Here is a 22,655-nt window from a genome sequence, read left to right as displayed (position 1 = left end):
GAGTCCAGTAATCGGTCAGCAGTCCTGGTCGCTGTCGGCGGCGGTGGGCGTGCGTCTGATTCTGGTCAGGTGGACGCGTCGGGCGAGCCGGATCATCGGACGGATGAGCAGTTCGATACTTCCGAGCAGGAACAGCCAGGTACCGGCGATGGTGGTGCTCTCGTGGAAGAACAGGATGCTGCCGATGATGAACCACACCGCGATGAGAATGTCGTTGATGATGCTGACGACTTCCCATCGCTGGCGAATCACCAGTTCCTCGTGTCCGATGGTGAACGTCAGGTCGTTCATCGATCCTCCTCTGTCGCTGGGGTGTGCGCTGTTCTACTACCCGAATTCCGTGGCTCGAACACCGGCGTCGGCCAGTCCACCCGAGCTGCCATGTTCAGCAGCTTCGTTCGACGCGCCTCGTTCGTCTCCCCGATCCTCGCAATTCGCCCGTAGACATGAGCGCGAAAGTCATCCGCGCCGCGGCGGTTCTGCCCCGATACTCCGGCCCTGATGCAGTTGTTCAGCAGAGCCCTGAGATTGTCGTATTCCTCTCGGGGCGCTGCGGGCGACGAGTTGACGACGAGACCGGTCAGCTGCTGACGCTGGTGCGCGCGTCCGACCCGGGTCTTGCCGGGATGAACGGCGAACCCTTCGTCGTACGCGATCTGGGACATCACCCACAACAGTCTGTCGACGTCGAGATCCGCAGCGGCAGAAAATGCCAGATCGTCGGCGTAGCGGGTGTAGTGGGCACCGACCGACCGGGCCAAACCCGATGCACGGATATCGAGCTGCCGCGCAACCAGATTGGCCAGTGCGGGCGAGGTGGGAGCGCCCTGCGGCAGGTGGGTCGCGCGAAGCCTCGACGCGGTGGGACGGTCCATCCCGATCAATTCGACCGCCGGGGTGACCGTCGTGCACAGCGCAGCGAGGTGCGCCGCCACCGTCCCTGGGTAGCCCACTGCCTCGAAGATCGCAACCACGCGGTCGAACCCGATGGACGGAAAGAAGCGTCGAAGATCCATGGAGACCACCACAGCGCGGCCGGAGTGTGGCAGCGCGAACGTACGCGGACTTCTCGCTTTCCGAAATCCATGAGCAGCCGGATGGGGTGGGATTCGATCGAGAATGCGACGCAGTATCTTTCGCTGAATCTCACGCAACCGCGGTTTCGGCACCTCCAGCAGCCGAATACCCTGGCGCTTGTCGAGTCGCGCGGACCGGTAGTGCTGCAACGGGTACGGCGCGGATCGGAGCCTGCCGTGCAGGTCGGCGAACCATTCGATCTCGGAAATCGTCAAGTCGAGCGATCGTGCAAGGTCCCCGGTCGTTTCGTAGCGCGGTACCTCGAATCGCCAGGGTTTGCCACCGAAATGCGTCGGTATTTCCGAGGAGATCGAGGGCTCGGCGAGGAACGGAAGATCGCGCAACAGAACGAAAATCGAGGCTTCATCGAACGGCGGACTCGGATACAAATTCATGACGCGATCCGCCAGCCGCGTCGCCTTCGCCGGAATCAGCCGCGCAAATGCCTCGTCGAGACCGGATCGGGTCCAGTCGGCATCGACGGCCAGCCGCGCGAGAATTGCCGCCGCCCTCGGCGTCAACTCGCGCTCTGTCATGTCAGGACCTGCGCGGGGTGGAACGCCATGACGTGCGGCGTGACATGCAGCGGCGCGGGGCGACCGAAATCTTTCGTCCTCGGAGCAGTCGAGCACGCGAAGCGTGCAGAGCTGCTTCGGACGCAGTGATCGATTCTCGTGATGCACCCAGGGGTTGCCCCTGAGACCGGCCCTACGGACCAACTCTCGCCCACGCGCCGCTGCATCGTTCCACCATGCCAAAGTGTCGCAGGTCTGTCAGCGCGTTCGCAGGCGTAGAGCGGTCCCGTGTCGATTCGGGCCGCTGCGTTCTGTCGATGCTCATCACCCCATGGCCTCTGATACCCATGCGGGTATCCTCTTCCCTGAGGGCCTCACATGCTGGTCCTCACGCACGGGGCCACCACCGGCGAGTCGATCGCGTTCGTGGCCGGGCCTACTGTCGACAACTGCAGGAGCACAACATCATGACCGAACTGGCAATCAGCACACGGGTGAACTCCACTTTCGAGGACACCGTCGAATCGACTCGAAAGGCACTGTCCGAACAGGGATTCGGCATACTCACCGAGATCGACATGCAGTCCACTCTGAAGGCGAAGATCGATGCCGACATCGAACGCTACGTCATCCTCGGTGCCTGCAATCCGCGGCTGGCCAAGGCCGCGATCGACACCGATCGCCAGGTGGGCCTACTCCTTCCCTGCAATGTCGTCGTCCGCTCCGACGGAAGTGACACGATCGTCGAAGCAATGAACCCGCAGCTGATGGTCGGACTGTCCGCGGCACCGGGTCTCGCCGACGTTGCCGATGAAGCCACTGCGCTGCTGCAGGCGGCGATCGCGGCGCTCGACGGTGAGAACTCCCCCAGCTAGCTACAAAGCCCGCAGCACGGCCTCGCCCCGATTCGACCGGATTCCACAGATACCCCTTAGGGTATAGTGAGGGTCAGGTTGTCAGGACGAAGGAGAAGGCATGTGCAGAGCGGTCGAGTGCAAGAAGTGTGGAAAGACGACGTGGGCCGGTTGCGGTCAACACGTGCAGCAGGTGATGCGGGGCGTGCCCGCCTCCGATAGATGCGCGGGGCACGCCGGCGAACCGAAGTCACCAGGGTTCTTCTCACGGATGTTCTCGAGCAAGTAGCAGCCGGGGGGCCACGGGCATCCCCGACGCCGATCGCGGCGCGCTACGGTACCGAAGTGCGTAAGAACAGCGACGACGACGAACTGGGTCGCTACCGCGCGGTGTTCGACGCCATCGAACGCCGCGTGGTGCCCGAGATCGAGTTCGGCAGAAGTACACCAGTGCTCATCGCTGCGATTGCCATCGCATCTCTGGGGTTCCTCTTGCCCCTCACCGGTTCTGCACACGGATACGACGTGCTGTTCAGGACCTCACGTGCCGAGAACGAATCCGCAGGAGCACTCCCGACCCTGTTCGTGGCCTTCAGCATGACGTTCACCGTGACGGTGGCGGCAACTGCCCGCGCCGTTCGAAGGTTCCGCTGGGCCGGCTTGGCACTAGCGGGCAACGGCGTCACCATGGTGTTCGGTGTGCTCGCGATCTGGTCGCGGCAATCACTGGCTCCGGATGCGGCGTACACGGGGCCGTCGATAGGGCTGTATCTGGGTGCCGCGGCAGCCGTGCTGTCCACAGCGCTATGGGCCCGTGCGGTGTTCACCCACCCGCACGGACCCCGCTGACCTGATTCCGGCCGACTGCTGCGCCGACCTCAGGCGAGGGCGAGAAACAGCTTCTCGAGCTCCGCTTCACTCATCTTCTCGCCTGTTTCCGCTCCCGTGATGCACTCGCGGAGCCCTGTGGCGACGATCTTGAACCCGGCCCGGTCGAGCGCCTTCGACACCGCAGCCAGCTGGGTGACGACGTCCTTGCAGTCACGGCCACTTTCGATCATGGCGATCACGCCTGACAGCTGGCCCTGCGCACGCCGTAGGCGGTTCAATACCAATGCGATGCTTTCGGTATCACCGGTCATGTCCATCAATCCTTCGTTCGAGTAACCCCAGGTTACCCCCTGGGGTAACGGACGGTGAAGGCTCGAGCACACCGCGCTCGCCCACCACCGTCCGAGTCTCAGCTGTCCGAGTTTCAGCCGTGCGAGAAGCCGATCTTCGGCAACACCGCACGCAGCCACGCGGGGGACCACCACGCGGCGTGACCGGTCAGGCGCAGGAGTACCGGCAGCAGGACCAATCTGATCAAAATCGCGTCCAACAGTACGGCCACACCCAGAATGATTCCCATCTCCTTGGGAGGCAGCGGCTGGGCGAGCGCGAACGAGAAGAACACCGCGACCATCACCGCTGCCGCCGCGAAGATCACCCGTCCCGAGTGCGCCATCCCGTCGACCTGCGACCCGTGCGGATCATCGGTGTTCTCGTAGTGCTCCTTGACGCTCGACAGCAGAAACACCGTGTAGTCCATCGCAATCGCGAAGATCATCGCGAAGAAGAACACCGGGCCCCAGCCGTTCAGGAAGCCCTGCGGGGTGAAACCGAGCAGCGACGCGCCATGCCCGTCCTGGAAGATCAGCTTCGCGACACCGAACGCCGCTCCGGTCGACAGCAAACTCACCACAGTGCCGAGCAGGGCGATCAGCGGTGCCTGCAGCGCGATCAGCAGCAACAGGAATCCGAGCACCAGAATGACCGACACCACGATGGGCAGATAGTCGTTCAACGCCGTCTGCAGGTCCAGGTTCTCGGCGGGTGCACCGCCGACGATCGCGCCCTCGGGCAGCTCGGCACGCAGTGTGTCGAGAGTGGTCGCGAGTGCCGGGTCGGACGGGTCGACGTCCGGAATGGCCTGCAGCATGACGTAATCGGATCCGTCCATCGCGGGCATCGGCGGGGTCACCATCGACACGCCGTCCACGCTCGCGGCGATCTGCGCGGTCTGCTCTGCTTCGGAAGCCGGAGCGATGATCTGCAGCATGCCCGGGGCACCCTCACCCATCTGCGCCTGCACCAGTTCGTAGCCCTGCCGCACCGGGGCGTCCTCGGGCACCACCGAAATCGACGGCATGGCGACCTTGAGGCCGAACACCGGGAGCGTCAGCGCCACCAGAATCAGCAGTGCGCCGATGGCGAACGGCCACGGATACTTGTGCAGCACCTGTCCCCAGGAGGCGAACTTCGGCGAGCGATGCTCCTGCCGCTTCGCGAAAGGCAGGGAAGCAGCATTGACCTTGGGGCCGAGCTTGCCCAGCACCGCGGGCAGCAACGTGAGGGTGGCAGCAAGAACGAAGATCACCGCGAGCATGATGCCCACGGCCATCGTGCGCACCGCCGGGGCCGGTACCAGCAGCACGGCAGAGAGGCTGATCAGCACAGTCAGACCGGACAGGGCAACGGCTTTGCCTGCGGTGTCCATCGTTTCGGCCACCGCACGCCGAGCATCCATCTGGCCGGCGTCGATGGTCTTACGGAGGGCCTCGCGAAATCGCACGACGAGGAACAGTGCGTAGTCGATACCCAGAGCCAGGGCGAACATCAGCGCAAAGTTCATCGCCCACACCGAGATCGGTGTGACCTCGTTCAGCAGCACCAGAGCGCCCGCGGATGCGACCAGGCCCGCCAGGGTCAGCAGCAGCGGTAGTCCGGCGGCGACGAGGGAACCGAAAGCGAGCACCATGATCGCCAATGTGACCGGCCAGGAGATGATTTCGGCCTTGATCATCGCGTCGTGGTTGGCCTTGTTGAAATCACTCCACAGCGCCGACGCTCCGGTCGGGTAGACCTCGATCGAGTCCGTGGAGGCGTCGGTCAGCTCGCCCTTGAGATCGTCGACCGCCTTGACCATCTCGTCGGTGGTCCCGTTCGCCCCACCGATGATGATTCCCGTGCGCCCGTCGGGACTGATCGACATTCCCGGCTGCGGGGCGATCACCTCGGAGATCCGCGGGTCGCCGGCCAGAATGTCGGTGACCTCGGAAATGACGGCCTGGACGGCTGGATCCGACACCTGCTCGGTGTCCGAATGCACGACCACCTGGATCGCCGCCGAGGAGTTCCCGCCGAAATGCTCCTGAGCCAGCTCGCGGACCTGGACCGACTCCGATCCGTTGGCCTGCCAACCAGCACCGGCGAGAGACCCGAACACCGACGGCGCGAACGCACCCAGTCCGATGATCACCACCAGCCACGCGGTCACCACCCACTTGAAATTGCCGGCCATGCGCGCGCCGAACCGCGCCAACGGCCCGCCGGTGATGTCCGGCGGCGAACTGTCGGCCGAACTCTCGTCGGTTCGAATATCGGTGTAACTCACATCGTGTCCTTACAGATCGGGTAGGTGGCCGAACCGTAGCACGGTACCCCCGGGGGTATCAACGATGCCGGATTCGTGCACCGCTCGGTGAGCACCCGAGTTCGAGCCCGTCCAGTGGAACCATCAACCATGCCGCTGCGTCCAACCCTTCAGTGAACTCTGAAGATGGGACCGAGCAGATGCGTCGTACAGGCCGATGGGTGCCAATCGGATGTGGACTACTCCTGGTGCTGGGATGCTCGACGGCCGTCGACGGCGATGCACTGGCCGATGACACCTCGACTCCCACTTCTGCCGCAGCCCCGACAACGCCCTGGGATCCCTGCACCATCCCCGACGAGGCCATCGAGCGAGCGGGATTGAACGCCAGCACCAAGGAGTCGGGAATCTTCGGACGCGACCAGAACGGATTCAAGATCTGCGGCTGGGAGAGCAGCCCGCCCGACGACGAATATTTCCTTCGAATTTTCGTCGGATTCGAGTCTCTCGACTTCGTCGACGATCCCAGCTATTTCGATCGACTCCAGCCTGTACGGGTGGGGACCCGCGATGCACTTCGCTATCAGCAACTGTCTGCGGACGCGTCTCGCGACTGCGGCGTCGCGTTCACCGCCGGGCCCGAATTGATCAGGGCAACCCTGATTACGAGCGCACTCGTCCAACAACCTTCGTATGACCCTTGTACAGAACTCAGCACGGTAGTCGCCGCCCTTGATTCCGAACTTCCCAGCTAGTTCCCACCGATCGAGAGATACCGAACCGTGACCGACGCCCAGCCGAACCTCATCACACATTGGCAAGACCTCAACGCTCGAGCCGACGCCGGCACCATCACCATTCCCGCCGACGTCGCCGCGCGGTGCGACGCAGCCTGCGTCACCTACCTGGCACACCTATCGAAAATGCAGGCTGACGCACGCGCACTGACCGAGACGAAGAGTTGGGGCGACATGAAGTCCGCACAGGACCTGCAGGCCCGGTTCGGGCGTCTCGTCACCGGCACCGATCGCTCTCTGGACGTCATTCTTCAGCAGCACATCGAGGTCATCGAATCGATGCGGATGCTCTTCCGTCGCTATTTCGACGAGACCGCCGACACCGATACCCGGACATCCGCGAATATCACCGCGCTCGATCCGGGAAACTGAACCCACGCAGCATTTTTCGGTGAACATCGACCTCTCGCTTGTCGTTGTCCAGACGCCGTTCAATGGACTCGTAACCGCGGGAACGCCACCATCCGATGCTCTCGACCATGCTCACCATCGGACCCACGAACACATCAGTCCACCCCTGTGCCGCAAGACTGCGCTCGAGTTCCGCCAGCACCGGATTCGCCACCCGCTCATGGCCTTCCTCGGCGTCGACGATCAGACTCCCCACCCACGGTTGCCCCTCGCGCGGATGCGGAACCAACAACGCCATCACACCCACCACTCGTTCGGCCGAGCGAATCACCAAGCAGTGTGAATTCTCCATCGCCGTGTTGTGCCAGAGGAACTTCTCCACCTCTTCCTCGGTGAAGGCGGTGACTCCGGTGTGCAACGTACTCGCGTCGAGAAACCCGGGGTTGCTGTTGAACACCGGCAGGAAGTCCTCGGGGCTGTCACCACCGTCGACCTCACGGACCGCGTACGAACCCGCCTCGAATCCGAACTCCATCCCGCCACGATAGATCCCAGCATCGACCCACTTACGTGACATCTGGTCCGTAGTTGCACATGACAGTTGTCAGCAGTTCGTCATGACGTCGGAAACGACGTCTCATTTCGCGTTGACCTGGGGTTTCTCCTGGGTGAAGAGTCTGATGTGTCGCCAAGGAACACGGCCGAAGAACCACTGACGAAACAGCGAAGGGAAATGCAGATGACCACCCAGAGTTCAACTCGCACCGAGGCGGTGAGTACCGAGACTGCACTCGCGGTGCACGCCACCGGTGTCCACAAGTCGTTCAGCGACTCCACGGGGTCGAAGTTCCGCGCCGTTCGCGAGCTGAATCTGTCGATCCCGCGCGGGCAGGTCGTAGCGTTCCTCGGACCGAACGGCGCAGGCAAGAGCACCACGATCGACATGATCCTCGGGCTCACCGAGCCGGACGGCGGCACCATCGAGGTTCTCGGAACCGATCCGCTGACCGCAGCTTCGACAGGACGCAGCGCCGCGGTACTCCAGTCCGGCGGACTGCTACCGGACGTCACCGTCGGCGCACTCGTGGACATGATGGGTTCGCTGTACATCGGAGCCGACCCCGCCGCTGCCATCACCCGCGCCGGACTCGGCGATCTGACGAATCGACGCGTATCGAAGTGCTCGGGAGGCGAACAGCAGAAGGTGCGGTTCGCCTTGGCACTGCTGTCCAACCCTGAACTCCTCCTGCTGGACGAGCCGACCGCAGGCATGGATGTCACTGCCCGCAAACACTTCTGGCAGGCAATGCGCGCCCAGGCGGCCAACGGCACCACCGTCATGTTTGCAACCCACTACCTCGAAGAGGCACAGAACTTCGCGGATCGCATCGTTGTCATCGTCGACGGTGCTCTCGTCGCAGACGGCACCGTAGCCCAGATCAAGGCCACCGTCTCCAATCGGACCGTCGACGCCAACCTCCCGAGAAGTGAAGCCGAAGCTGTTGCTACACAGACTGGTTCGCGGTTACAAGAGTTGGCCAGTGGCCGGTTCCGCTTCGTCTGCACCGACACCGACACCGTAGTGCGCGCGCTGAGCACGACGAGCTCCGCGACCGATATCGCCGTCGTCTCGGCCTCACTCGACGAAGCATTCTCCGCGCTGACCGACCGTACCGACCAGAACTGAGGACATCCGATGACAACCACGACCTCACTGCGCCCGCGCCGCGGACTGCACCCCACCTTCGTACTGCACGACGTCCGCAGGCAGATCACCCCACAGAACCTGATCTTCACCGTCGCTCTTCCCGCAGTGCTCTACCTCGCACTGTTCGACGTCGTCGAGCCCAGCGCGGGAGTGAATCTGCCGCACGGCAACTTTCAGGCCTGGATGATGATCGGTATCGCCGTCTACGGCGCGTCGATCGGCACCATTTCCCGCGCGGCAGGCATCTCGAACGAGAAAGCCAACGGCTGGCTGCGGACAATTCGATTGTCTCCCTTGGGTGCCGGCGGCTACGTCGCCTCACGCATCATCGCGTGCCAGGTGTATGCGGCGATCCCGGTCATCGTCGTCGGCATTCTGGGAGCACTCACCGGGGCCCGCGCCGACGCGATCGTCTGGATCACCGGTCTCCTGGTGGCCTGGATCGGATCGGCCATCTTCTCCGCCCTCGGCCTGGTCTTGGGCATGCTGCTGCCACCCGAGGTGGTCACCCACGTTCCCGGCGTAGTGATGACCGGGCTCGCCTTCCTGGGCAACATCTTCATCCCACTCTCGGGCGGAATGCTCGCAATCGCACAGGTCACACCCCTGTACGGGGTGGCGACGTTGGCCCGCTATGCACTGACGGACGGCTACAACCTCGACGGGTCCCACGCCTCGCTCGCAGGTGCGCTCATCAACGTCGCAGCCTGGTTCGCCGGATTCTCGTTCGCCGCCATCCGCCGATTCGCCGGGGCCACCGGCCGACAGTGACTCACGTGCACTTTCCCTCCTCCCGACGCACCCAACGCATCGGCCACCACGGCCGCCGCGTGCACACACCTGCCCGAAATCTACGAGCACGAGGACCGCCATGATCACCCTTCTCGCTCCCGGACAAGGAGCACAGACCCCACGGATTCTGACACCGTGGCTCAAAGACCCCGACCGACGCAGACTGATACAGAACTGGTCCGAGCGTGCCGACATCGACCTGATCGGACTCGGAACCACCGCGGGCAAGGACGAGATCGCCCGAACCGAGAACGCCCAACCGCTACTCGTCACCGCCGCACTCCTCGCCGGGCTTCCGGTGCTCGACGCCCTCGCCGACGCCGGCCTGGTCTGCTCCACAGTGGCAGGGCATTCGGTCGGAGAACTGGCCGCGGCGGCGCTGGCAGGCGCACTCGATCCGGCCGACGCGGTGTACCTGGCCGCCGTACGAGGCCGGGCGATGGCCGCGGCCTGTGCCGCCACTTCCGGATCGATGACGGCCGTGCTCGGCGGCGATCCCGAACTCGTCACTACCGCAATAGAATCGGCGGGGCTGACCGTCGCCAATCACAACGGACCGGGGCAAGTGGTTGCCGCCGGACCGATCGACGCGATCGAGTCGTTCCTCACCGCACCGCCCGCCGGAACCGCAGTACGCCGCCTGCAGGTGGCAGGGGCCTTCCACAGCCCTGCCATGCGGTCGGCCACCGCCCCGTTCGCCGAGGCCATCGCCACCGTCCCCATGCGTGATGCCGGCATCGATATCGTGTCCAACGCAGACGGCACTGTCGTGCGGGACGCAACGCAGCTGGGTGAGCGTCTGATCGCGCAGATCACCGCACCGGTGCGATGGGATCTGTGCCTGGGGGCTTTCCGTGCTGCCGACATCACCAGCGCGATCTGCTTGCCGCCGGCCGACGTTCTGGCCGGAATCGCCTCCCGTACATTGCCGGCCGCCACCGTAGTGCGCATCAGTTCGCCGCGCGAGTTCGCGAAGCTGTCCATCAAGGTGAAGGGCGGCCGGTCCGATGCTGCTGCCTGAACTCCTTTCTCAGGGCCGCGAATCGGACCCGGCCGTCATCGATGGCGACAACGAATTGACGTACGGATCGCTACGAGAGCGCGTTGCCCGCGTGACGGCATGGTTGGTCGACAACGGCATCCGCCCCGGAGACCGCGTCGTGCACCACGGTCGGTCCAGTGCCGCATTCGTCGAGCTGCTGTTCGGAACCGTCTGTGCAGGAGCGGTGTTCGTACCGATCAACAACGAACTCACGGCGAGTCAGGCAGCCCATATCGTTCGCGACAGCGGCTGCCGGATCGTCGTCACCGACCATCCCGATCGTCACACCGGCAGCCCGGTGCAGGTGGTCGCCGTCGACGACGTCACTTCCGCGATCGACAACTACCGGTCCGCCGCACCCACGACCACGGCAGTTCGGGCCGAGGACATCGCACTGCTGATCTACACCTCGGGAACCACCGGCAATCCGAAGGGTGTGGTGTGTCCACACGGTGCAGTCTCTGCCGCAGTCGGTGCCATCGGAGCCGGCCTGGCATACCGTCGCGAGGACGTCGTGTTGTGCCGACTTCCACTGTCGTTCGATTATGGCCTTTACCAGGTGTTTCTGACCTTCGCGGTCGGTGCTTCGGTGGTGATTGCCGAAGGCATCCAGGATCTACGGATACTCGACTTGGTCGAACGCCGCTCGGTCACCGTCATTCCTCTGGTGCCCGCCCTGGCTCAGATTCTGCGCATAGTCGCCCGTCGCAACACCACGATCACCACCGTCCGCCTGTTCACCAACACCGGTGCCCGGCTGGCACCCGAACTCGCTCGGGCGCTGCTGACATCGTTCCCGGGATCGCGCTACGCCTCCATGTACGGCATGACCGAATGCAAACGCATCTCGATACTGCCGCCCGAGGAATTCGACGATCACCCCGATTCCGTCGGCTACCCCATCGCCGGCGACGACATCCGCATCGTCTCGGCAGCTGGATGGCCCGTGCCTGCGGGAACGACCGGTGAAATAGTCGTGTCCGGTGCCACGGTCATGGCCGGGTACTGGAACGTTCCCATGAACGCCCAGAAGAGGTTTCGAGCCGGTCCCCGAGGTATGGAGTTGCACACCGGTGACCGCGGCTTTCTCGACGACGGCGGGCGTCTCTATTTCGTGGGACGCGACGACGACGTCGTCAAACGCAACGGAGTCCGCATCTCACTGCTCGAAATCGAATCCTGCGCCGAATCTCTCGACTCCGTGGACGAGGCCGTTGCTTTTCTCGCCGAGGACGGTGCGTTGCGTCTGGTGGTCACCGGGGCCGCCGATCCAACCTGGGTCCGCCGGCAACTACGAGCCGAGCTCGATCCGGTTCGGCATCCCAGCGACGTGATTCACCGCTCCCGAATTCCCCTCACCGCCAACGGAAAACCCGATCGACGTGCACTCCGCGCCGAGATCGACACCGCCCCGACGATCCTTCCAGGAGACCACAATGCAGCGCTCGCAGTTTGATTCCGTTCTCGCCGCCCTCGCCCCCGAGTCGGTCGAGATGCCCGACCGCCCGTTCTCACAGTCCTCGATCGACTCCCTCGGAGTGGTGAACATTCTCGTCGCGATCGAGGATGCCTTCGGAGTCGAGTTCGACGAGCAATCCCTCACCGCCGGAGCTGCACTGAGCCCGGACGTCCTGTTCGACACCGTATCGAACCTCGCAGCAGCGTAGCTGCAGACGTGCTTCGTACCCGACTCTTCGAGGACGGATTCACCATGCTCACCACTACACCGCCACCGACACAGCCGAACCACTCGGCGCTACCGCGACTGTTCGACACCGTGGCAGACACCATCAATCTCGCAGGTGGACTTCCCGATCCACAACTGTTTCCCAGCAGCGACCTCAGCGATGCCATGCGCAGCATGCTGCGACTCGGCGGTCGAACCCTGCTGCAGTACTCCACCTACCGAGTACCCGACGCACTGGCCGCAGCAATCGCGGGTGCGATGGAGTTCCGCGGAGCACAGACCGACCCGGCGCAGCTCATCCCGACCGGTGGTTCACAGAACGGATTGCTCACCATTGCACTGGCATTCGCCGGAGGCGGTGCAACAGTGCTGTGCGAGACCCCCATCTATCCGGGCGCGGCCGCAGCCTTTCGTACTGCCGGATTGCACACCACCGCAGTCGAATCCGACGGCGATGGACCCAGTCCCGAGTCCATCCGTGCCGCCGCCGCCGATCTGAGAGATCAGGGTCGAACTCCGGTACTGCTCTACACCAACCCGACGTTTCACAACCCGACCGGCCGATCGTTGTCGGCCACTCGACGCGGAGAGATCGTCGAGGCGGCGGCCTCGGCCGGGTTGACCGTCATCGAGGACGACCCCTATGCGCTGCTGAGCTTTCCGGGAGTCACGATCGATGCCGCCACCGCTCCGACACTGCGCAGTCTCGCACCCGAACGCGTGATCCACCTGGGGACATTCTCGAAGATCCTCGCTCCCGGACTGCGCTGCGGCTGGATCGAATCACCAGCGGCACTGGCCGACGAGCTGCGCACCGTCGCCGAGATCACCACCCTCTCGCCCGCGCCTCTGTCCCAGGCCGCCATCGGTCGTTACTACGCCAAGCACGGCTGGCACGATCTGGTGGACGCCTTCCGCACCGCCTACGCGCGCCGCGCCGCCCTGATGGACACCGAACTCTCCGCCCGTCTCGATCGCGGCGAATGGCAATGGCAATCCCCCCGCGGTGGGTTCTACATCTGGTTGCGTCGGCGCGACGGACAGTCGACGACGCCGGTCGTCGAACAGGCAGCCGCACAGGGCGTCAGCGTCGTCGGTGGTACTCACTTCTCACTCGCGAACGAGCACGCCGACGGCATTCGCCTCAGCTTCTCCCACGTTCCGGACGGCTCGGTGGTCGACGCGGTGAGCAGGTTCGCGGCGGGCGTCACCGCAGCGGATACGCCGAACACACCGCAGGTATCGAGGGCAGCCTCGTGACCGCCACCGAGCTGCCGCCTGCCACTGCAGCCGCCGTGCTGGCCGACCCGCCCTTCAGCCGAACTCTCGCCCTCGGTACGACCGATTGGAATCTGTGGCGAACCGCCAATCTGCGCAGCGCCGGGTTCTCCGCCGACGGCCTCGAGGTGTTCGGTGGACCGTCCGCGAGCACCGAAGCGGAGTTCATCGCTTCACGCGAGGACGAGGAAGCGCGGCTCACCGGCCTGGTCGAACGCACGGACTTCGTCACCGCACTGGTCTGGCAGAACCGCGGCGCGTGGCGTCAGATCTCCAGCCCGTTCTGTGGATCGCCGTCGAAGCGACGCCAGCGCCTACGCTCGATTGCCCTGTACTGGCAGCGCTATTGCGGAAAGGCCGAGACCATCGGCTATTTCGGTCCCGGAGCGTGGGTGGAACTTCTCGAAGAGCCGCACGGCGATTTTCGGCACGGACCGCAGCTGATCCGTGAACGCCGCACCTTCCTCGAGGCCTGGGCCGCCGCGGCCATCGGTGCCGCCTGGTCCCGCGACGAACAGATCCGGCGCTGGTTCCCGCCGTATCTGCGTCCGGATGTCGCGGTCGACCCGAACAGGTCGCAGGCCAGGACGGGGTCGAGACGCATTCGGCTGGCCGGGGACGATCTGCGCATCGTGCTTCGGTGCGACGGGCACGACACCATCGAGCGGATCGCTCAGGCCCTGGCACTCGACGCGTCGGCGGTGGAAGCAACCGTAGCCAGACTCGTTCGCCGGAAAGTGCTGAACTGGGATGCCCGCATTCCGACGACCGCCGACGCTCATCGCATTCTCGCCACTCGCGTACTTCCCATCGCCGACGCCTCCGTGGCAGCCCGGTGCCTCCGTGATCTCGCGGACATCGACGGTGGCCTGCGGGCAGTCTCGGAGGCGGAGACACCGGGTACGCTCGATGCGGCCCTGACTGCGCTGTCGGCCGACTTCGAGCGCATCACCGAGGTCAAAGCGCAACGCGGCGAAGCCAAGTCGTATGCCGCCCGCAGCATCTGCTTCGAGGACTCCTCGCGCGATGTGACCATGACCATCGGCAGCGCTGCACTGGCGCCACATGCCGACGCCCTGGCGCTGATCGCCGACGCGTCGCGGTGGTTCACCGACCGGCTCGCCCACTACGTCGTCGCCGAGATCGACGCGATCATCGACCGCGCGGCTCGCGGAGACCTCTCCTCGATCACTCTTGCCGAGGTCTGGCCTCGCACCATGACGGTGTTCTGGGGTGACGGGAACGGCGTCGATCGAGCCCGCCGCGACCTCGCCGATCGCTGGTCGGAGGTGATCGATCTCGAACCACACGAGCGCGGTGGTGCTGTCATACACCGCAACTCAGCGGAACTGGCATCACGGGCGAGGTTCTCGGATCTGACCGGCACCGCGGTAGACCTACCGCACAGCCCGGATCTGCAATTCGTAGCGGCGAATGCCGAGGCGCTGTCGGCCGGCGAGTCGACCGCAATTCTCGGCGAGATGCACGCCGCCCTGGTCTCACTCGATGTGCCTGTGTTCACGTGGAACCTCGGCGACGCCGACGACTTCAGGGACACCATCAACGCCGTCTCCGGGATCCGCAGGCTCGTCCCGCTGCTGCCCTCGACATGGGAGCGGAACACCGGTCGCTTCGTTCCCACCACGTGCGGTCACGAGGAGACGTCGATCGGCTTCACCAATGCTGCTGCCCGCGAACCGCGCTCGGTGGTGGCAGCGTCGGACATTCGTTTCGAGCGCACCGAGGGCCGCACGTTCGCGGTGCTGCCCGACGGCCGCCGCTTCACGCTCGCCGAAGCCTTCGCGGTACCGCTGTCGATCGTCGCAGCAGACGGATTCAAAGCGGGCCTCGCCGGTCCCCACACCCCTCGGCTCGAGGTCGACAACACCGTGGTGTTTCGGCAGACCTGGCGCAGCCCCTGCACCGAACTCGACCTACCCACCAAAACAGCTGCTTGGCAGGACTTTCAGGCAGTGACTCGGTGGCGAGAAAGCCTGCGCCTGCCCGATCGGGTGTACGCGAAGGTGCCAGGTGAAACCAAGCCGCTGTATCTCGACCTCGACAGCCCGACGCTCGTCGCCGCGTTCGTCCACCAGGTTCGGCGAGCGCAGGGACGGATACAGCCGGACCGGCTCGGTCCGATCGTCGTCACCGAGTGCCTGCCCGAACCGAGGAATTCATGGCTCGCCGATGCCGCCGGGCGCCGTTACGTCAGCGAGATTCGCCTGCAGATGCTGCCGGCCACATCTCCCCCGAGAATCGGAGAGCCATCATGACCGTAATTCTGGACGGCACCGCAACCCGACATCCGATCAGCCCTGTGCACGACGGCATCGTCGCCGCCATCGGCTCCACCCCCATCGTTCGACTGGACCGGCTGTTCCGCACCGCGGGTTCGACGGTGCTCGCGAAGGTCGAGCGAGTCAATCCCGGTGGCAGCACCAAGGATCGACCGGCACGTGAGATGGTCGAAGCCGCCTTGGCCGAGGGCCGCGCGGTTCCGGGCGTCACCACCATCGTCGAATCGAGTTCGGGCAACCTGGGTGTCGCGCTGGCGCTGGTGTGCGCGTATCACCGACTCGGTCTCCATGTGGTGACCGATCCGAAGGCCTCGCACACCAACCTGGCGATCATGCGGGCGCTCGGCGCGCAGGTCGACATCGTCACCGACCGTGATCCCGCCACCGGCGAGTTCTTACCGACCAGGCTACGGCGCGTCCAGGAATTGCTCGCCTCGATACCCGGCGCGCTGTGCCTCGACCAGTACAGCAATCCCAGTGGTGCTGCCGCACATCGGCGGACGGCACGCGAAATCCTCGACGCCACAGGTGAACCGGACCTGCTGTTCATCGCGGCGGGATCGTGTGGCTCGCTACGCGGAATCGCCGATCATCTTCGCAGCAGCGGAGCTCACACCCGCATCGTCGCCGTCGACGCCTGTGGCAGTGCCATTTTCGGCTCGATGGCACCGCCCGCCCCGGACTACGGCCGCACCCTGCCTGGGCACGGGTCCACCATCGTTCCCGGCCACTTTCGTGACGATCTGGCCGACGACGCGCTGTTCGTGACCGACGCCGAGTGCGTGGCAGCGTGCCGTCTGCTCGCCGAGCGGGAAGCGATTCTCGCCGGCGGATCCTCGGGTGCTGTGATCGCAGCCATCGCTGCGTATCTGCCTCAGGTACCCGTCGGCAGCACCGTCGTGACGATCCTTCCCGACGGCGGGGACCGATACCTGCATTCGATCTACGACGACGTGTGGGTCCACAACCACATCGGACTGCCGGCAGTCCATGCCGCATCCACCCGACTCGAGGAGTTGCTTCGACGATGAAACTGCTGACCGCCGACGATGTGCACCGGGCACTGGTCGACTCCGAGGTGGCCGTGCTGCGCGCCGTCCAATCCGCTTACATCGCACATGATCTGGGGCAGTCCGATCTGCCGTTCTCGGCCTTCGTGCGGCCGATCGATCAACCGAGCACGCGCTTCATCGCGTTGCCTGCCTACCTCGGGGGCGACCACCCACTCGCAGGCGTCAAATGGGTGTCGTCGTTTCCGCACAACGTCGACACCGGCCGCCAACGTGCCTCGTCTCTGGTGCTGCTGTCGGGCCTCGATACCGGCTACCCGCGCGCAATCGTGGAGGGCAGCAGGATCAACGCCTGGCGCACGGCGGCCTCGGCGGCACTGGCCAGCATGACCCTTCGAGCAGGCAACCCCGTCACGGTGATCGGAGTGATCGGGTGCGGGACCATCGCGCTCGAGCAGGTCCGATTCCTCCGGGTCGCCCACCCCGAGTCGCGCACGGCCCTGCTGTTCGACCACGACCCTCAGCGCGCACGGCAGTTCGGCGACGTCATCGCCCGCGAATTCCCCCAGCTGACACCGACGATCGTCGACCGCGCCGAGCGGGTGGTCGAGGGTGCGGACACCGTCGCCGTCACCACCACCGCACCGGCACCCTGGCTGACCCTGCCCTCGTCCGGAAGACCCGCAGGGCAGGTGCTGCTGCACGTCTCGCTACGAGACCTCACCACGGCGTCGATTCTGGCCGCACGCAACGTCGTCGACGACGTCGAGCACGTCAATCGGGAGAACACCTCGATCTCGTTGGCCGCACGACAGCAACCCGATCTGTCGTTCGTACAGGGAACCCTCGGCTCGATTCTGCGAGCCGGCACCTACCTGCCGGACCCGGCGGGAGTCGTGTTCTCTCCGTTCGGCCTCGGCATTCTCGACCTCGCCGTCGCCGCGCTGGTTCTCGACAGGTCGAGCAGCCTCGGCCTGGGAACCGAAGTCCCCGGCTTCGACCCGCCCGAACACGTCGTGGCGGGAACCATCATCGACTCGACAGGAGCACGCTCATGACCGACACCCCAGTGGCCGATCGTCCGCCCGTCGCACTCGTGACGGGAGGATCGCGCGGCATCGGAGCTGCCGTGGCGATCGCACTCGCCGAGGCCGGATGCGACGTGATCATCAACTACCGCAGCAGTTCCGTCGACGCCGAGAAGGTGGCCCAGTCGGTCCGCGAACGCGGCCGCGACGCCACCATCATCGCTGCCGACGTCGCCGACGAGGAGGCCGTCCTGGCGATGTTCCGCGAGATCCGCTCTCGCTTCGGCCGACTCGACGTCGCGGTACTCAATTCCGGGATCACCGCCGACGGACACTTCGCGACGATGAGCGCCCGCAAATGGAGCTCGGTCATCGCCACCAACCTGACCGGCACATTCCTGACGGCTCGCGAGTCCACGAAACTGATGTTCTCCACCGGCGGAGCGATCGTGATGATCAGCTCCACCAGTGGCGTTGCAGGCAGGGCCGGGCAGGGCAACTACGCCGCCAGCAAGGGCGGCATCATCTCGATGGCCAAGTCACTCGCGGCCGAGGTCGCCAACCGAGGCATTCGCGTCAACGTCGTGGCCCCCGGGTTCATCGAGACCGATATGGTCCGCGCGGTCCCGAAGGCCATGCGTGAGATCGCTCGCGACGCAATTCCCCTGCAGCGCTTCGGTACTGCTGCAGAGGTGGCACAGGCAGTCGTCTTTCTCGGCATGCCCACCTCGTCCTACATCACCGGCAAGGTCCTCACCGTGGACGGCGGAATGATCGCCGCCTGAGCCAGACCCCCACAGATCCCCTCGAACACCACACACAACCGGAAGGAACGTCATGACCACCGCAACCCCTACCTCCACTCGCGCCGCAGCCACCGAACGCCTCGCTCTGAACAATCGACTCAAGGAACTCATCATCGACCGCCTGGGTCTGCAGACCTCACCGGAGCTGGTGTCGGACAACCAACCCCTCTTCGGCCGCGGCATCGAACTCGACTCGTTGGACACCCTCGAGCTCGTCGTGGCCGTGGCCGCCGAGTTCGAGGTCGACATCACCGACGACGACACCAAGGCCTTCGGTTCCATCAACGCGATGGTCGATCACATCGTCGATCGGACGCAGTGATGAGTGCACCCACAATCGATTCCACGTCCAGCGAGCCCTCGATCCACAAGACCGGAACACTGAGTTTCGGCATCGACGACATCTCGCGCATGCTGCCGCATCGGTGGCCGATGTTGATGATCGACCGGGCCTTCGACGTCGTGCCCGGCAAGTCCGGCCGCGGCATCAAGGCCGTGTCGGTGAACGAGCCCTATTTCGCAGGCCACTACCCCGGGCACTCGATCATGCCGGGCGTGATGATCGTCGAGGCCATGGCTCAGCTGGTTGCCGTCGTCTACGTCGCGGAAGCCCTCGAGACCACCACCGGTGCACAGAACCCGGCCGACGGCGTCGGATATCTCGGTTCGATCCGCAACATGAAGTTCAACCGCCTCGTCGTGCCCGGCGACATGCTCGAGCTGGGCGCACGACTCGGTGCCCGGCTGGGCGGACTGCGCTCGGTGGAGGTCACGGCCTCCGTGGACGGGAAAGCGGTGGCCGCGGGCTCACTCGTGGTGACCGAGGGGCGGGGGTGAGATGAGTACCGGGTCGCACACCACCATCAGGCCGTTCACCCCGAGTGATGCGGATCAGGTGGCCACCCTGCTCACCGCCCGTGCGGACTCACCCAACCGTGTCACCGGTGGTATCACCGCCGAGGATGTCCTTCGAGAACTCCAATTACGCCGCACAGTAGCTTTTTTCGTGGCAGAGGACACCTCGGGCGAGGTCCCCGAGCTCTACGGCACGCTCGGATTGTTCCGCACGTCCGGTCGACGAACCACCGCGCCCCGCGAGGTCATCGCCGACATGTTCTACCTGGCACCCGGGCGACGCGGCGGTACGGCCACCGGCCGGCTCTTCGCCGCCTCCCTCGAAGCGGTGTTCGACGCCGGCTACGACGTCCTGCGGTTGACCGTGAACCCTGCCAACACCACGGCGTTCTCGCTCTACCGCCGCGTCGGCAGCGTCTGCCTGCGGCACACGACCGCGGGGGCCGACGGCAACGTCGAGCTCGTCAACCATGTGCCACTCGTCCTGCGTGCCGTCGCGCCCCACCTCGACGACACCGCCCGGGCGGCGCTGCGAGCGATCACGTCCTTCGGTTCGGTGACCGCTCCCCGCGGTGCGGACCTGAGCGAGGACCTCGAGATCGAGGACGGAAAGCCCGTCGTGCGATATCGACTGCGGTTCGGCGGGTACTCGGTCGAGGCCGTCGTTGATCCCCTGCACAACGTCGTCGATCGGGCGGTCCTTACCGATCCGAACGGCATCGATCACGCACTGGCCCTTCCGATTCGGGGGCACCAGCAGCCGGTCGGGCCCCAGTTCGTCGAACTGGCTGTCGGATCGATCAGGGCGACGGTCGACACCCGTGACGGTCTCTTACGAGTGTTCGACGACCGAGCCGACGTCGTGGGCCCACTGCTGACCGCGACCCTGCCGAATCTGCACGAGGATCGACTCTCGGGTTGGCGTGACTCGCAACCTCGCGTACTCGATGTGCACACCGTGGGAGATGCCATCGTGGTAATCGAACACAGCGAGGACGTCTCACTGCGTGCCGAGTTCGAGATCGGTCTCGGTGGAGTGCGGCGCACGTACTCCCTCGACGTCGCCGGTGATCGTCCGCCCCAGTGGACGGGCGAGCTGTACGACACGGTCGGTCTTCGGCACGGCACCGTCGATATCGGTGACGGACCGGTCTCGACCGCATCCGGGGTGGATCTGCGTGATTGCTCCGAGATGCCCTCGGCGGCAGTGCCGATCGACTCGACCACCGGATTGATCTGGGAGGACGCCTCGCGCGGAGTTCGCCTGGGATGCTCCGGAATGCAGGCGGGCGGACTGGTGACCGGCACGCTGCTCGCACATCGAGTGGGACCGGGCACGCAGACCGTCGATGTCACTGTCGATCTCACGCCGCACCACACTGTGCGCCAACCTATCTCGGAGCACATCGAGTCCGCGAAACCGGTCGAGACGGTTCCGAACTCCGCACTTGCGCTGGACGTGGACCGCGGTGTCCTGGCGCGGTGGCGTCGGGACGGCCACCGCGTGTTGTCCACCCCCTGGCCGAGAACATCGGCGATCGGCCCCAATCCTGCTCGATCAGGTGGCCTGTGGGTGACCCCCGAACCGGGTCGCGCCGATCGTGATCATGGAATAGGCTGGGGCGCAGCGCAATCGACAAGCTGGACCCGGAACAGCGAATGGCTCGAAGGCCACGGCGGCCTCGTTCGGTGGTCGGCACGTCACCACACCGATTCCGTTCACGAAATCCTCGCCGTCGAGGTCGAGGGCGGTGGCCACGGCGACGTGGTCGTCTGGTCCACACCGACCCTCGCTCGCGGCGCTCGGATCGGAGTCCGCGACGGAGCCGGCCCCGAGACCATGCTCGACGTCGACCGCCGGTTCGAAGTCTGGACCGACGAGCTCTCGGTCCCCACCGCAGCGGGTGTCACTCTGCGGATCAGCAACATCACCGGTCATCACCCGGAAATTCTCGTTCGCGCAACCTCGTCCGGACTTCTCGTCGGATGCGTCACCGCCGCAGCCGATCTCCCCGCCCTGTGGGAATTCGACTGCACCGACACCGTGTCGACCCTCTCCCTCGCCGGCTAGATCCTCTCGCCGGCCAGAAAAGTCTCACCCATCCAACCGCCGTAACGAAAGGCCAACAACCATGAACACCAACGATTACCGCATCATCCGTGAAGCTGCAGCCGTCTACCCGATCACCTCGCCGCTGATTCATCTCGAAGGCGACGATCGGCTCGAGCTGCTAGACACCTTCCTGTCCAAGTCATCGGATTTCGCCGATCCGGACACCACCCGCGAAGCACTCGCGCTGCGCAGCGACGGATCTCCGTTCGCCTTGGTACTGCAGGTCGAGGGCGATGAGGACACCTGGCTGATCCCGCGGACCCCCACCACCGCCGCCGAGATCAGCGCCTACGTCGACGAGCTGGAGGTGCCTGCGGGCGTCACCGTCTCGGTCGCACCCGAGGGCTGGTCGGCGATCGCGGTCGAGGGCCCGCTGGCACCGCGCGTCGCCGAGCACTTCGTCGACGGTGATATCGAGGACCTGCTGCTGCACTCTGTGGTCGACGTCGAGTGCGACTCCGCCGACGGCGCCAGCCGACTGGCTCGGGTGGGAACCACAGGCGAGTACGGCTACCTGCTGCTCACCACCGACGGGCCGGCTGATCTGGCACGTTTCGAGGAACTGGCCGCAGCCGTCGACGGCGGCATCGTCAGCGGCGAGGGATTGGCTCGGGTTCGGGCCGAGGCCGGAATGCCATACTACGACCACGGATTCGGTGCAATGACCGTGGCCGAGGCAGATCTGTCGTGGATTGTCGACTGGGAACGCATCGGTGAATTTCTGGGCTCGGACGAGCTCGTCCGCCCCACCGCCACCTCGCCCAAGCTGACCCCGATCGTCACCGCCCCCGGCAGCCCGGTCACCGCGGGCGCTCCGGTGCACGCAGACGGCGAGCGCATCGGCACCGTCGTCTGGACCGCAGCGGCGGGCAATGCCACCGAGGAACTCGCCTTCGCACTGCTCGACGACCCGTTCGTCGTCCCGGCCCTCGAGGTCTCGGTCGACGAGATCTCCGCCGTCACCGTCACCCTGCCCCGAGTGCTCTCGCGCTCGAGCGCAGGCGCATCGGCCTGATCGCCGAGAGAT

Annotated in this window: 23 protein-coding genes; 18 read left to right on the top strand and 5 right to left on the bottom strand. The window is 65.2% G+C overall.

Going from position 1 to position 22,655, the window contains the following annotated elements; genetic code table 11:
* Positions 1-15: 15 nt before the first annotated feature.
* Both J1M87_RS27380 and J1M87_RS27375 read right to left on the bottom strand, forming a co-directional pair.
* A complete protein-coding gene (locus J1M87_RS27380) occupies positions 16-291 on the bottom strand; it encodes a YrhK family protein (protein ID WP_206492799.1) in 276 nt (91 codons plus the stop codon).
* Positions 288-1,613 carry a reverse transcriptase family protein gene (locus J1M87_RS27375; RefSeq protein ID WP_206492798.1) on the bottom strand — a complete coding sequence of 442 codons (1,326 nt, stop codon included), beginning with the start codon at positions 1,611-1,613 and terminating at the stop codon, positions 288-290. Before J1M87_RS27375 ends, J1M87_RS27380 begins: the two co-directional genes overlap by 4 nt.
* 446 nt (positions 1,614-2,059) lie before the next feature.
* Between J1M87_RS27375 and J1M87_RS27370 the strand changes: the two genes are divergently transcribed.
* Both J1M87_RS27370 and J1M87_RS27365 read left to right on the top strand, forming a co-directional pair.
* Positions 2,060-2,467, top strand: coding sequence for a DUF302 domain-containing protein (locus tag J1M87_RS27370; protein WP_206492797.1), 408 nt, complete (start codon positions 2,060-2,062; stop codon positions 2,465-2,467).
* Positions 2,468-2,791: 324 nt separating this feature from the next.
* Positions 2,792-3,295: a hypothetical protein gene (locus J1M87_RS27365; RefSeq protein ID WP_206492796.1), complete on the top strand. Its 504-nt coding sequence runs from the start codon at positions 2,792-2,794 to the stop codon at positions 3,293-3,295.
* Positions 3,296-3,324: 29 nt separating this feature from the next.
* On the opposite strand, the gene J1M87_RS27360 is transcribed toward J1M87_RS27365, so the two are convergent.
* Together J1M87_RS27360 and J1M87_RS27355 are read right to left on the bottom strand one after the other, a co-directional pair.
* Positions 3,325-3,588, bottom strand: a complete 264-nt coding sequence (locus J1M87_RS27360; RefSeq protein WP_042938034.1) for a metal-sensitive transcriptional regulator — start codon at positions 3,586-3,588, stop codon at positions 3,325-3,327.
* A gap of 113 nt (positions 3,589-3,701) precedes the next feature.
* Entirely contained in the window at positions 3,702-5,882 is a 2,181-nt protein-coding gene (locus tag J1M87_RS27355) for an MMPL family transporter (RefSeq protein WP_206492795.1), read from the bottom strand.
* Positions 5,883-6,082: 200 nt separating this feature from the next.
* Between J1M87_RS27355 and J1M87_RS27350 the strand changes: the two genes are divergently transcribed.
* Both J1M87_RS27350 and J1M87_RS27345 read left to right on the top strand, forming a co-directional pair.
* Positions 6,083-6,616: a DUF3558 family protein gene (locus tag J1M87_RS27350; protein WP_307830934.1), complete on the top strand. Its 534-nt coding sequence runs from the start codon at positions 6,083-6,085 to the stop codon at positions 6,614-6,616.
* 27 nt (positions 6,617-6,643) lie between these two features.
* Positions 6,644-7,030 carry a hypothetical protein gene (locus J1M87_RS27345; RefSeq protein ID WP_206492793.1) on the top strand — a complete coding sequence of 129 codons (387 nt, stop codon included), beginning with the start codon at positions 6,644-6,646 and terminating at the stop codon, positions 7,028-7,030.
* Here the strand turns inward: J1M87_RS27345 and J1M87_RS27340 are convergent.
* Positions 7,005-7,544, bottom strand: coding sequence for a hypothetical protein (locus J1M87_RS27340; protein ID WP_206492792.1), 540 nt, complete (start codon positions 7,542-7,544; stop codon positions 7,005-7,007). The two genes, J1M87_RS27345 and J1M87_RS27340, sit on opposite strands and share 26 nt — an antisense overlap.
* Positions 7,545-7,748: 204 nt before the next feature.
* Here J1M87_RS27340 and J1M87_RS27335 point away from each other — a divergent pair, with 204 nt between their 5' ends.
* The 14 genes from J1M87_RS27335 to J1M87_RS27270 all read left to right on the top strand — a co-directional run bounded on the left by J1M87_RS27335 (position 7,749) and on the right by J1M87_RS27270 (position 22,643).
* Positions 7,749-8,696 (top strand): ABC transporter ATP-binding protein, encoded by a 948-nt coding sequence (locus J1M87_RS27335; RefSeq protein ID WP_206492791.1) that lies wholly within the window; start codon positions 7,749-7,751, stop codon positions 8,694-8,696.
* Positions 8,697-8,705: 9 nt separating this feature from the next.
* The gene (locus tag J1M87_RS27330) at positions 8,706-9,488 is read left to right on the top strand and encodes an ABC transporter permease (protein WP_206492790.1); all 783 of its coding nucleotides are present in this window, start codon (positions 8,706-8,708) and stop codon (positions 9,486-9,488) included.
* A 100-nt stretch (positions 9,489-9,588) separates the two neighbouring features.
* Positions 9,589-10,530 carry an ACP S-malonyltransferase gene (locus tag J1M87_RS27325; RefSeq protein WP_206492789.1) on the top strand — a complete coding sequence of 314 codons (942 nt, stop codon included), beginning with the start codon at positions 9,589-9,591 and terminating at the stop codon, positions 10,528-10,530.
* Complete coding sequence (locus J1M87_RS27320) at positions 10,517-12,007, top strand: class I adenylate-forming enzyme family protein (RefSeq protein ID WP_206492788.1); 1,491 nt, start codon at positions 10,517-10,519, stop codon at positions 12,005-12,007. The genes J1M87_RS27325 and J1M87_RS27320 overlap by 14 nt, the downstream gene beginning before the upstream one ends.
* Entirely contained in the window at positions 11,988-12,218 is a 231-nt protein-coding gene (locus J1M87_RS27315) for a phosphopantetheine-binding protein (RefSeq protein ID WP_206492787.1), read from the top strand. The genes J1M87_RS27320 and J1M87_RS27315 overlap by 20 nt, the downstream gene beginning before the upstream one ends.
* A 44-nt stretch (positions 12,219-12,262) precedes the next feature.
* A complete protein-coding gene (locus J1M87_RS27310; protein WP_206492786.1) occupies positions 12,263-13,498 on the top strand; it encodes a PLP-dependent aminotransferase family protein in 1,236 nt (411 codons plus the stop codon).
* On the top strand, positions 13,495-15,792 hold the full coding sequence (locus J1M87_RS27305; RefSeq protein WP_206492785.1) for a lantibiotic dehydratase: 2,298 nt from the start codon (positions 13,495-13,497) through the stop codon (positions 15,790-15,792). Before J1M87_RS27310 ends, J1M87_RS27305 begins: the two co-directional genes overlap by 4 nt.
* Positions 15,789-16,847, top strand: a complete 1,059-nt coding sequence (sbnA, locus tag J1M87_RS27300; RefSeq protein ID WP_206492784.1) for a 2,3-diaminopropionate biosynthesis protein SbnA — start codon at positions 15,789-15,791, stop codon at positions 16,845-16,847. The genes J1M87_RS27305 and sbnA overlap by 4 nt, the downstream gene beginning before the upstream one ends.
* On the top strand, positions 16,844-17,884 hold the full coding sequence (locus J1M87_RS27295; RefSeq protein WP_206492783.1) for a 2,3-diaminopropionate biosynthesis protein SbnB: 1,041 nt from the start codon (positions 16,844-16,846) through the stop codon (positions 17,882-17,884). Before sbnA ends, J1M87_RS27295 begins: the two co-directional genes overlap by 4 nt.
* Entirely contained in the window at positions 17,881-18,639 is a 759-nt protein-coding gene (fabG, locus tag J1M87_RS27290) for a 3-oxoacyl-ACP reductase FabG (protein ID WP_206492782.1), read from the top strand. The genes J1M87_RS27295 and fabG overlap by 4 nt, the downstream gene beginning before the upstream one ends.
* 52 nt (positions 18,640-18,691) lie before the next feature.
* Positions 18,692-18,982: an acyl carrier protein gene (locus J1M87_RS27285; RefSeq protein WP_206492781.1), complete on the top strand. Its 291-nt coding sequence runs from the start codon at positions 18,692-18,694 to the stop codon at positions 18,980-18,982.
* Positions 18,982-19,497 carry a 3-hydroxyacyl-ACP dehydratase FabZ gene (gene fabZ, locus J1M87_RS27280; protein WP_206492780.1) on the top strand — a complete coding sequence of 172 codons (516 nt, stop codon included), beginning with the start codon at positions 18,982-18,984 and terminating at the stop codon, positions 19,495-19,497. The genes J1M87_RS27285 and fabZ overlap by 1 nt, the downstream gene beginning before the upstream one ends.
* Position 19,498: 1 nt before the next feature.
* Complete coding sequence (locus J1M87_RS27275; RefSeq protein WP_206492779.1) at positions 19,499-21,586, top strand: GNAT family N-acetyltransferase; 2,088 nt, start codon at positions 19,499-19,501, stop codon at positions 21,584-21,586.
* A 61-nt stretch (positions 21,587-21,647) separates the two neighbouring features.
* Positions 21,648-22,643, top strand: a complete 996-nt coding sequence (locus tag J1M87_RS27270) for an aminomethyltransferase family protein (protein WP_206492778.1) — start codon at positions 21,648-21,650, stop codon at positions 22,641-22,643.
* Positions 22,644-22,655 lie beyond the last annotated feature (12 nt).

It is taken from the genome of Rhodococcus sp. KRD162 (genome assembly GCF_017168335.1).
Taxonomy (GTDB): domain Bacteria; phylum Actinomycetota; class Actinomycetes; order Mycobacteriales; family Mycobacteriaceae; genus Rhodococcoides.
Note: the sequence above shows the minus strand (reverse complement) of the source record. Positions and strands in the feature narration are given on the sequence as shown.

What these genes read in the sequence shown, in the direction of transcription:
- J1M87_RS27325 (WP_206492789.1), top strand. Translation starts at nt 9,589, where the DNA reads ATGATCACCCTTCTCGCTCCCGGACAAGGAGCACAGACCCCACGGATT.
- J1M87_RS27330 (WP_206492790.1), top strand. Translation starts at nt 8,706, where the DNA reads ATGACAACCACGACCTCACTGCGCCCGCGCCGCGGACTGCACCCCACC.
- fabG (WP_206492782.1), top strand. Translation starts at nt 17,881, where the DNA reads ATGACCGACACCCCAGTGGCCGATCGTCCGCCCGTCGCACTCGTGACG.
- J1M87_RS27380 (WP_206492799.1), bottom strand. Translation starts at nt 291, where the DNA reads ATGAACGACCTGACGTTCACCATCGGACACGAGGAACTGGTGATTCGC.
- J1M87_RS27275 (WP_206492779.1), top strand. Translation starts at nt 19,499, where the DNA reads ATGAGTACCGGGTCGCACACCACCATCAGGCCGTTCACCCCGAGTGAT.
- J1M87_RS27370 (WP_206492797.1), top strand. Translation starts at nt 2,060, where the DNA reads ATGACCGAACTGGCAATCAGCACACGGGTGAACTCCACTTTCGAGGAC.
- J1M87_RS27320 (WP_206492788.1), top strand. Translation starts at nt 10,517, where the DNA reads ATGCTGCTGCCTGAACTCCTTTCTCAGGGCCGCGAATCGGACCCGGCC.
- sbnA (WP_206492784.1), top strand. Translation starts at nt 15,789, where the DNA reads ATGACCGTAATTCTGGACGGCACCGCAACCCGACATCCGATCAGCCCT.
- J1M87_RS27295 (WP_206492783.1), top strand. Translation starts at nt 16,844, where the DNA reads ATGAAACTGCTGACCGCCGACGATGTGCACCGGGCACTGGTCGACTCC.
- J1M87_RS27270 (WP_206492778.1), top strand. Translation starts at nt 21,648, where the DNA reads ATGAACACCAACGATTACCGCATCATCCGTGAAGCTGCAGCCGTCTAC.
- J1M87_RS27315 (WP_206492787.1), top strand. Translation starts at nt 11,988, where the DNA reads ATGCAGCGCTCGCAGTTTGATTCCGTTCTCGCCGCCCTCGCCCCCGAG.
- J1M87_RS27360 (WP_042938034.1), bottom strand. Translation starts at nt 3,588, where the DNA reads ATGACCGGTGATACCGAAAGCATCGCATTGGTATTGAACCGCCTACGG.
- J1M87_RS27285 (WP_206492781.1), top strand. Translation starts at nt 18,692, where the DNA reads ATGACCACCGCAACCCCTACCTCCACTCGCGCCGCAGCCACCGAACGC.
- J1M87_RS27310 (WP_206492786.1), top strand. Translation starts at nt 12,263, where the DNA reads ATGCTCACCACTACACCGCCACCGACACAGCCGAACCACTCGGCGCTA.
- J1M87_RS27340 (WP_206492792.1), bottom strand. Translation starts at nt 7,544, where the DNA reads ATGGAGTTCGGATTCGAGGCGGGTTCGTACGCGGTCCGTGAGGTCGAC.
- fabZ (WP_206492780.1), top strand. Translation starts at nt 18,982, where the DNA reads ATGAGTGCACCCACAATCGATTCCACGTCCAGCGAGCCCTCGATCCAC.
- J1M87_RS27335 (WP_206492791.1), top strand. Translation starts at nt 7,749, where the DNA reads ATGACCACCCAGAGTTCAACTCGCACCGAGGCGGTGAGTACCGAGACT.
- J1M87_RS27375 (WP_206492798.1), bottom strand. Translation starts at nt 1,613, where the DNA reads ATGACAGAGCGCGAGTTGACGCCGAGGGCGGCGGCAATTCTCGCGCGG.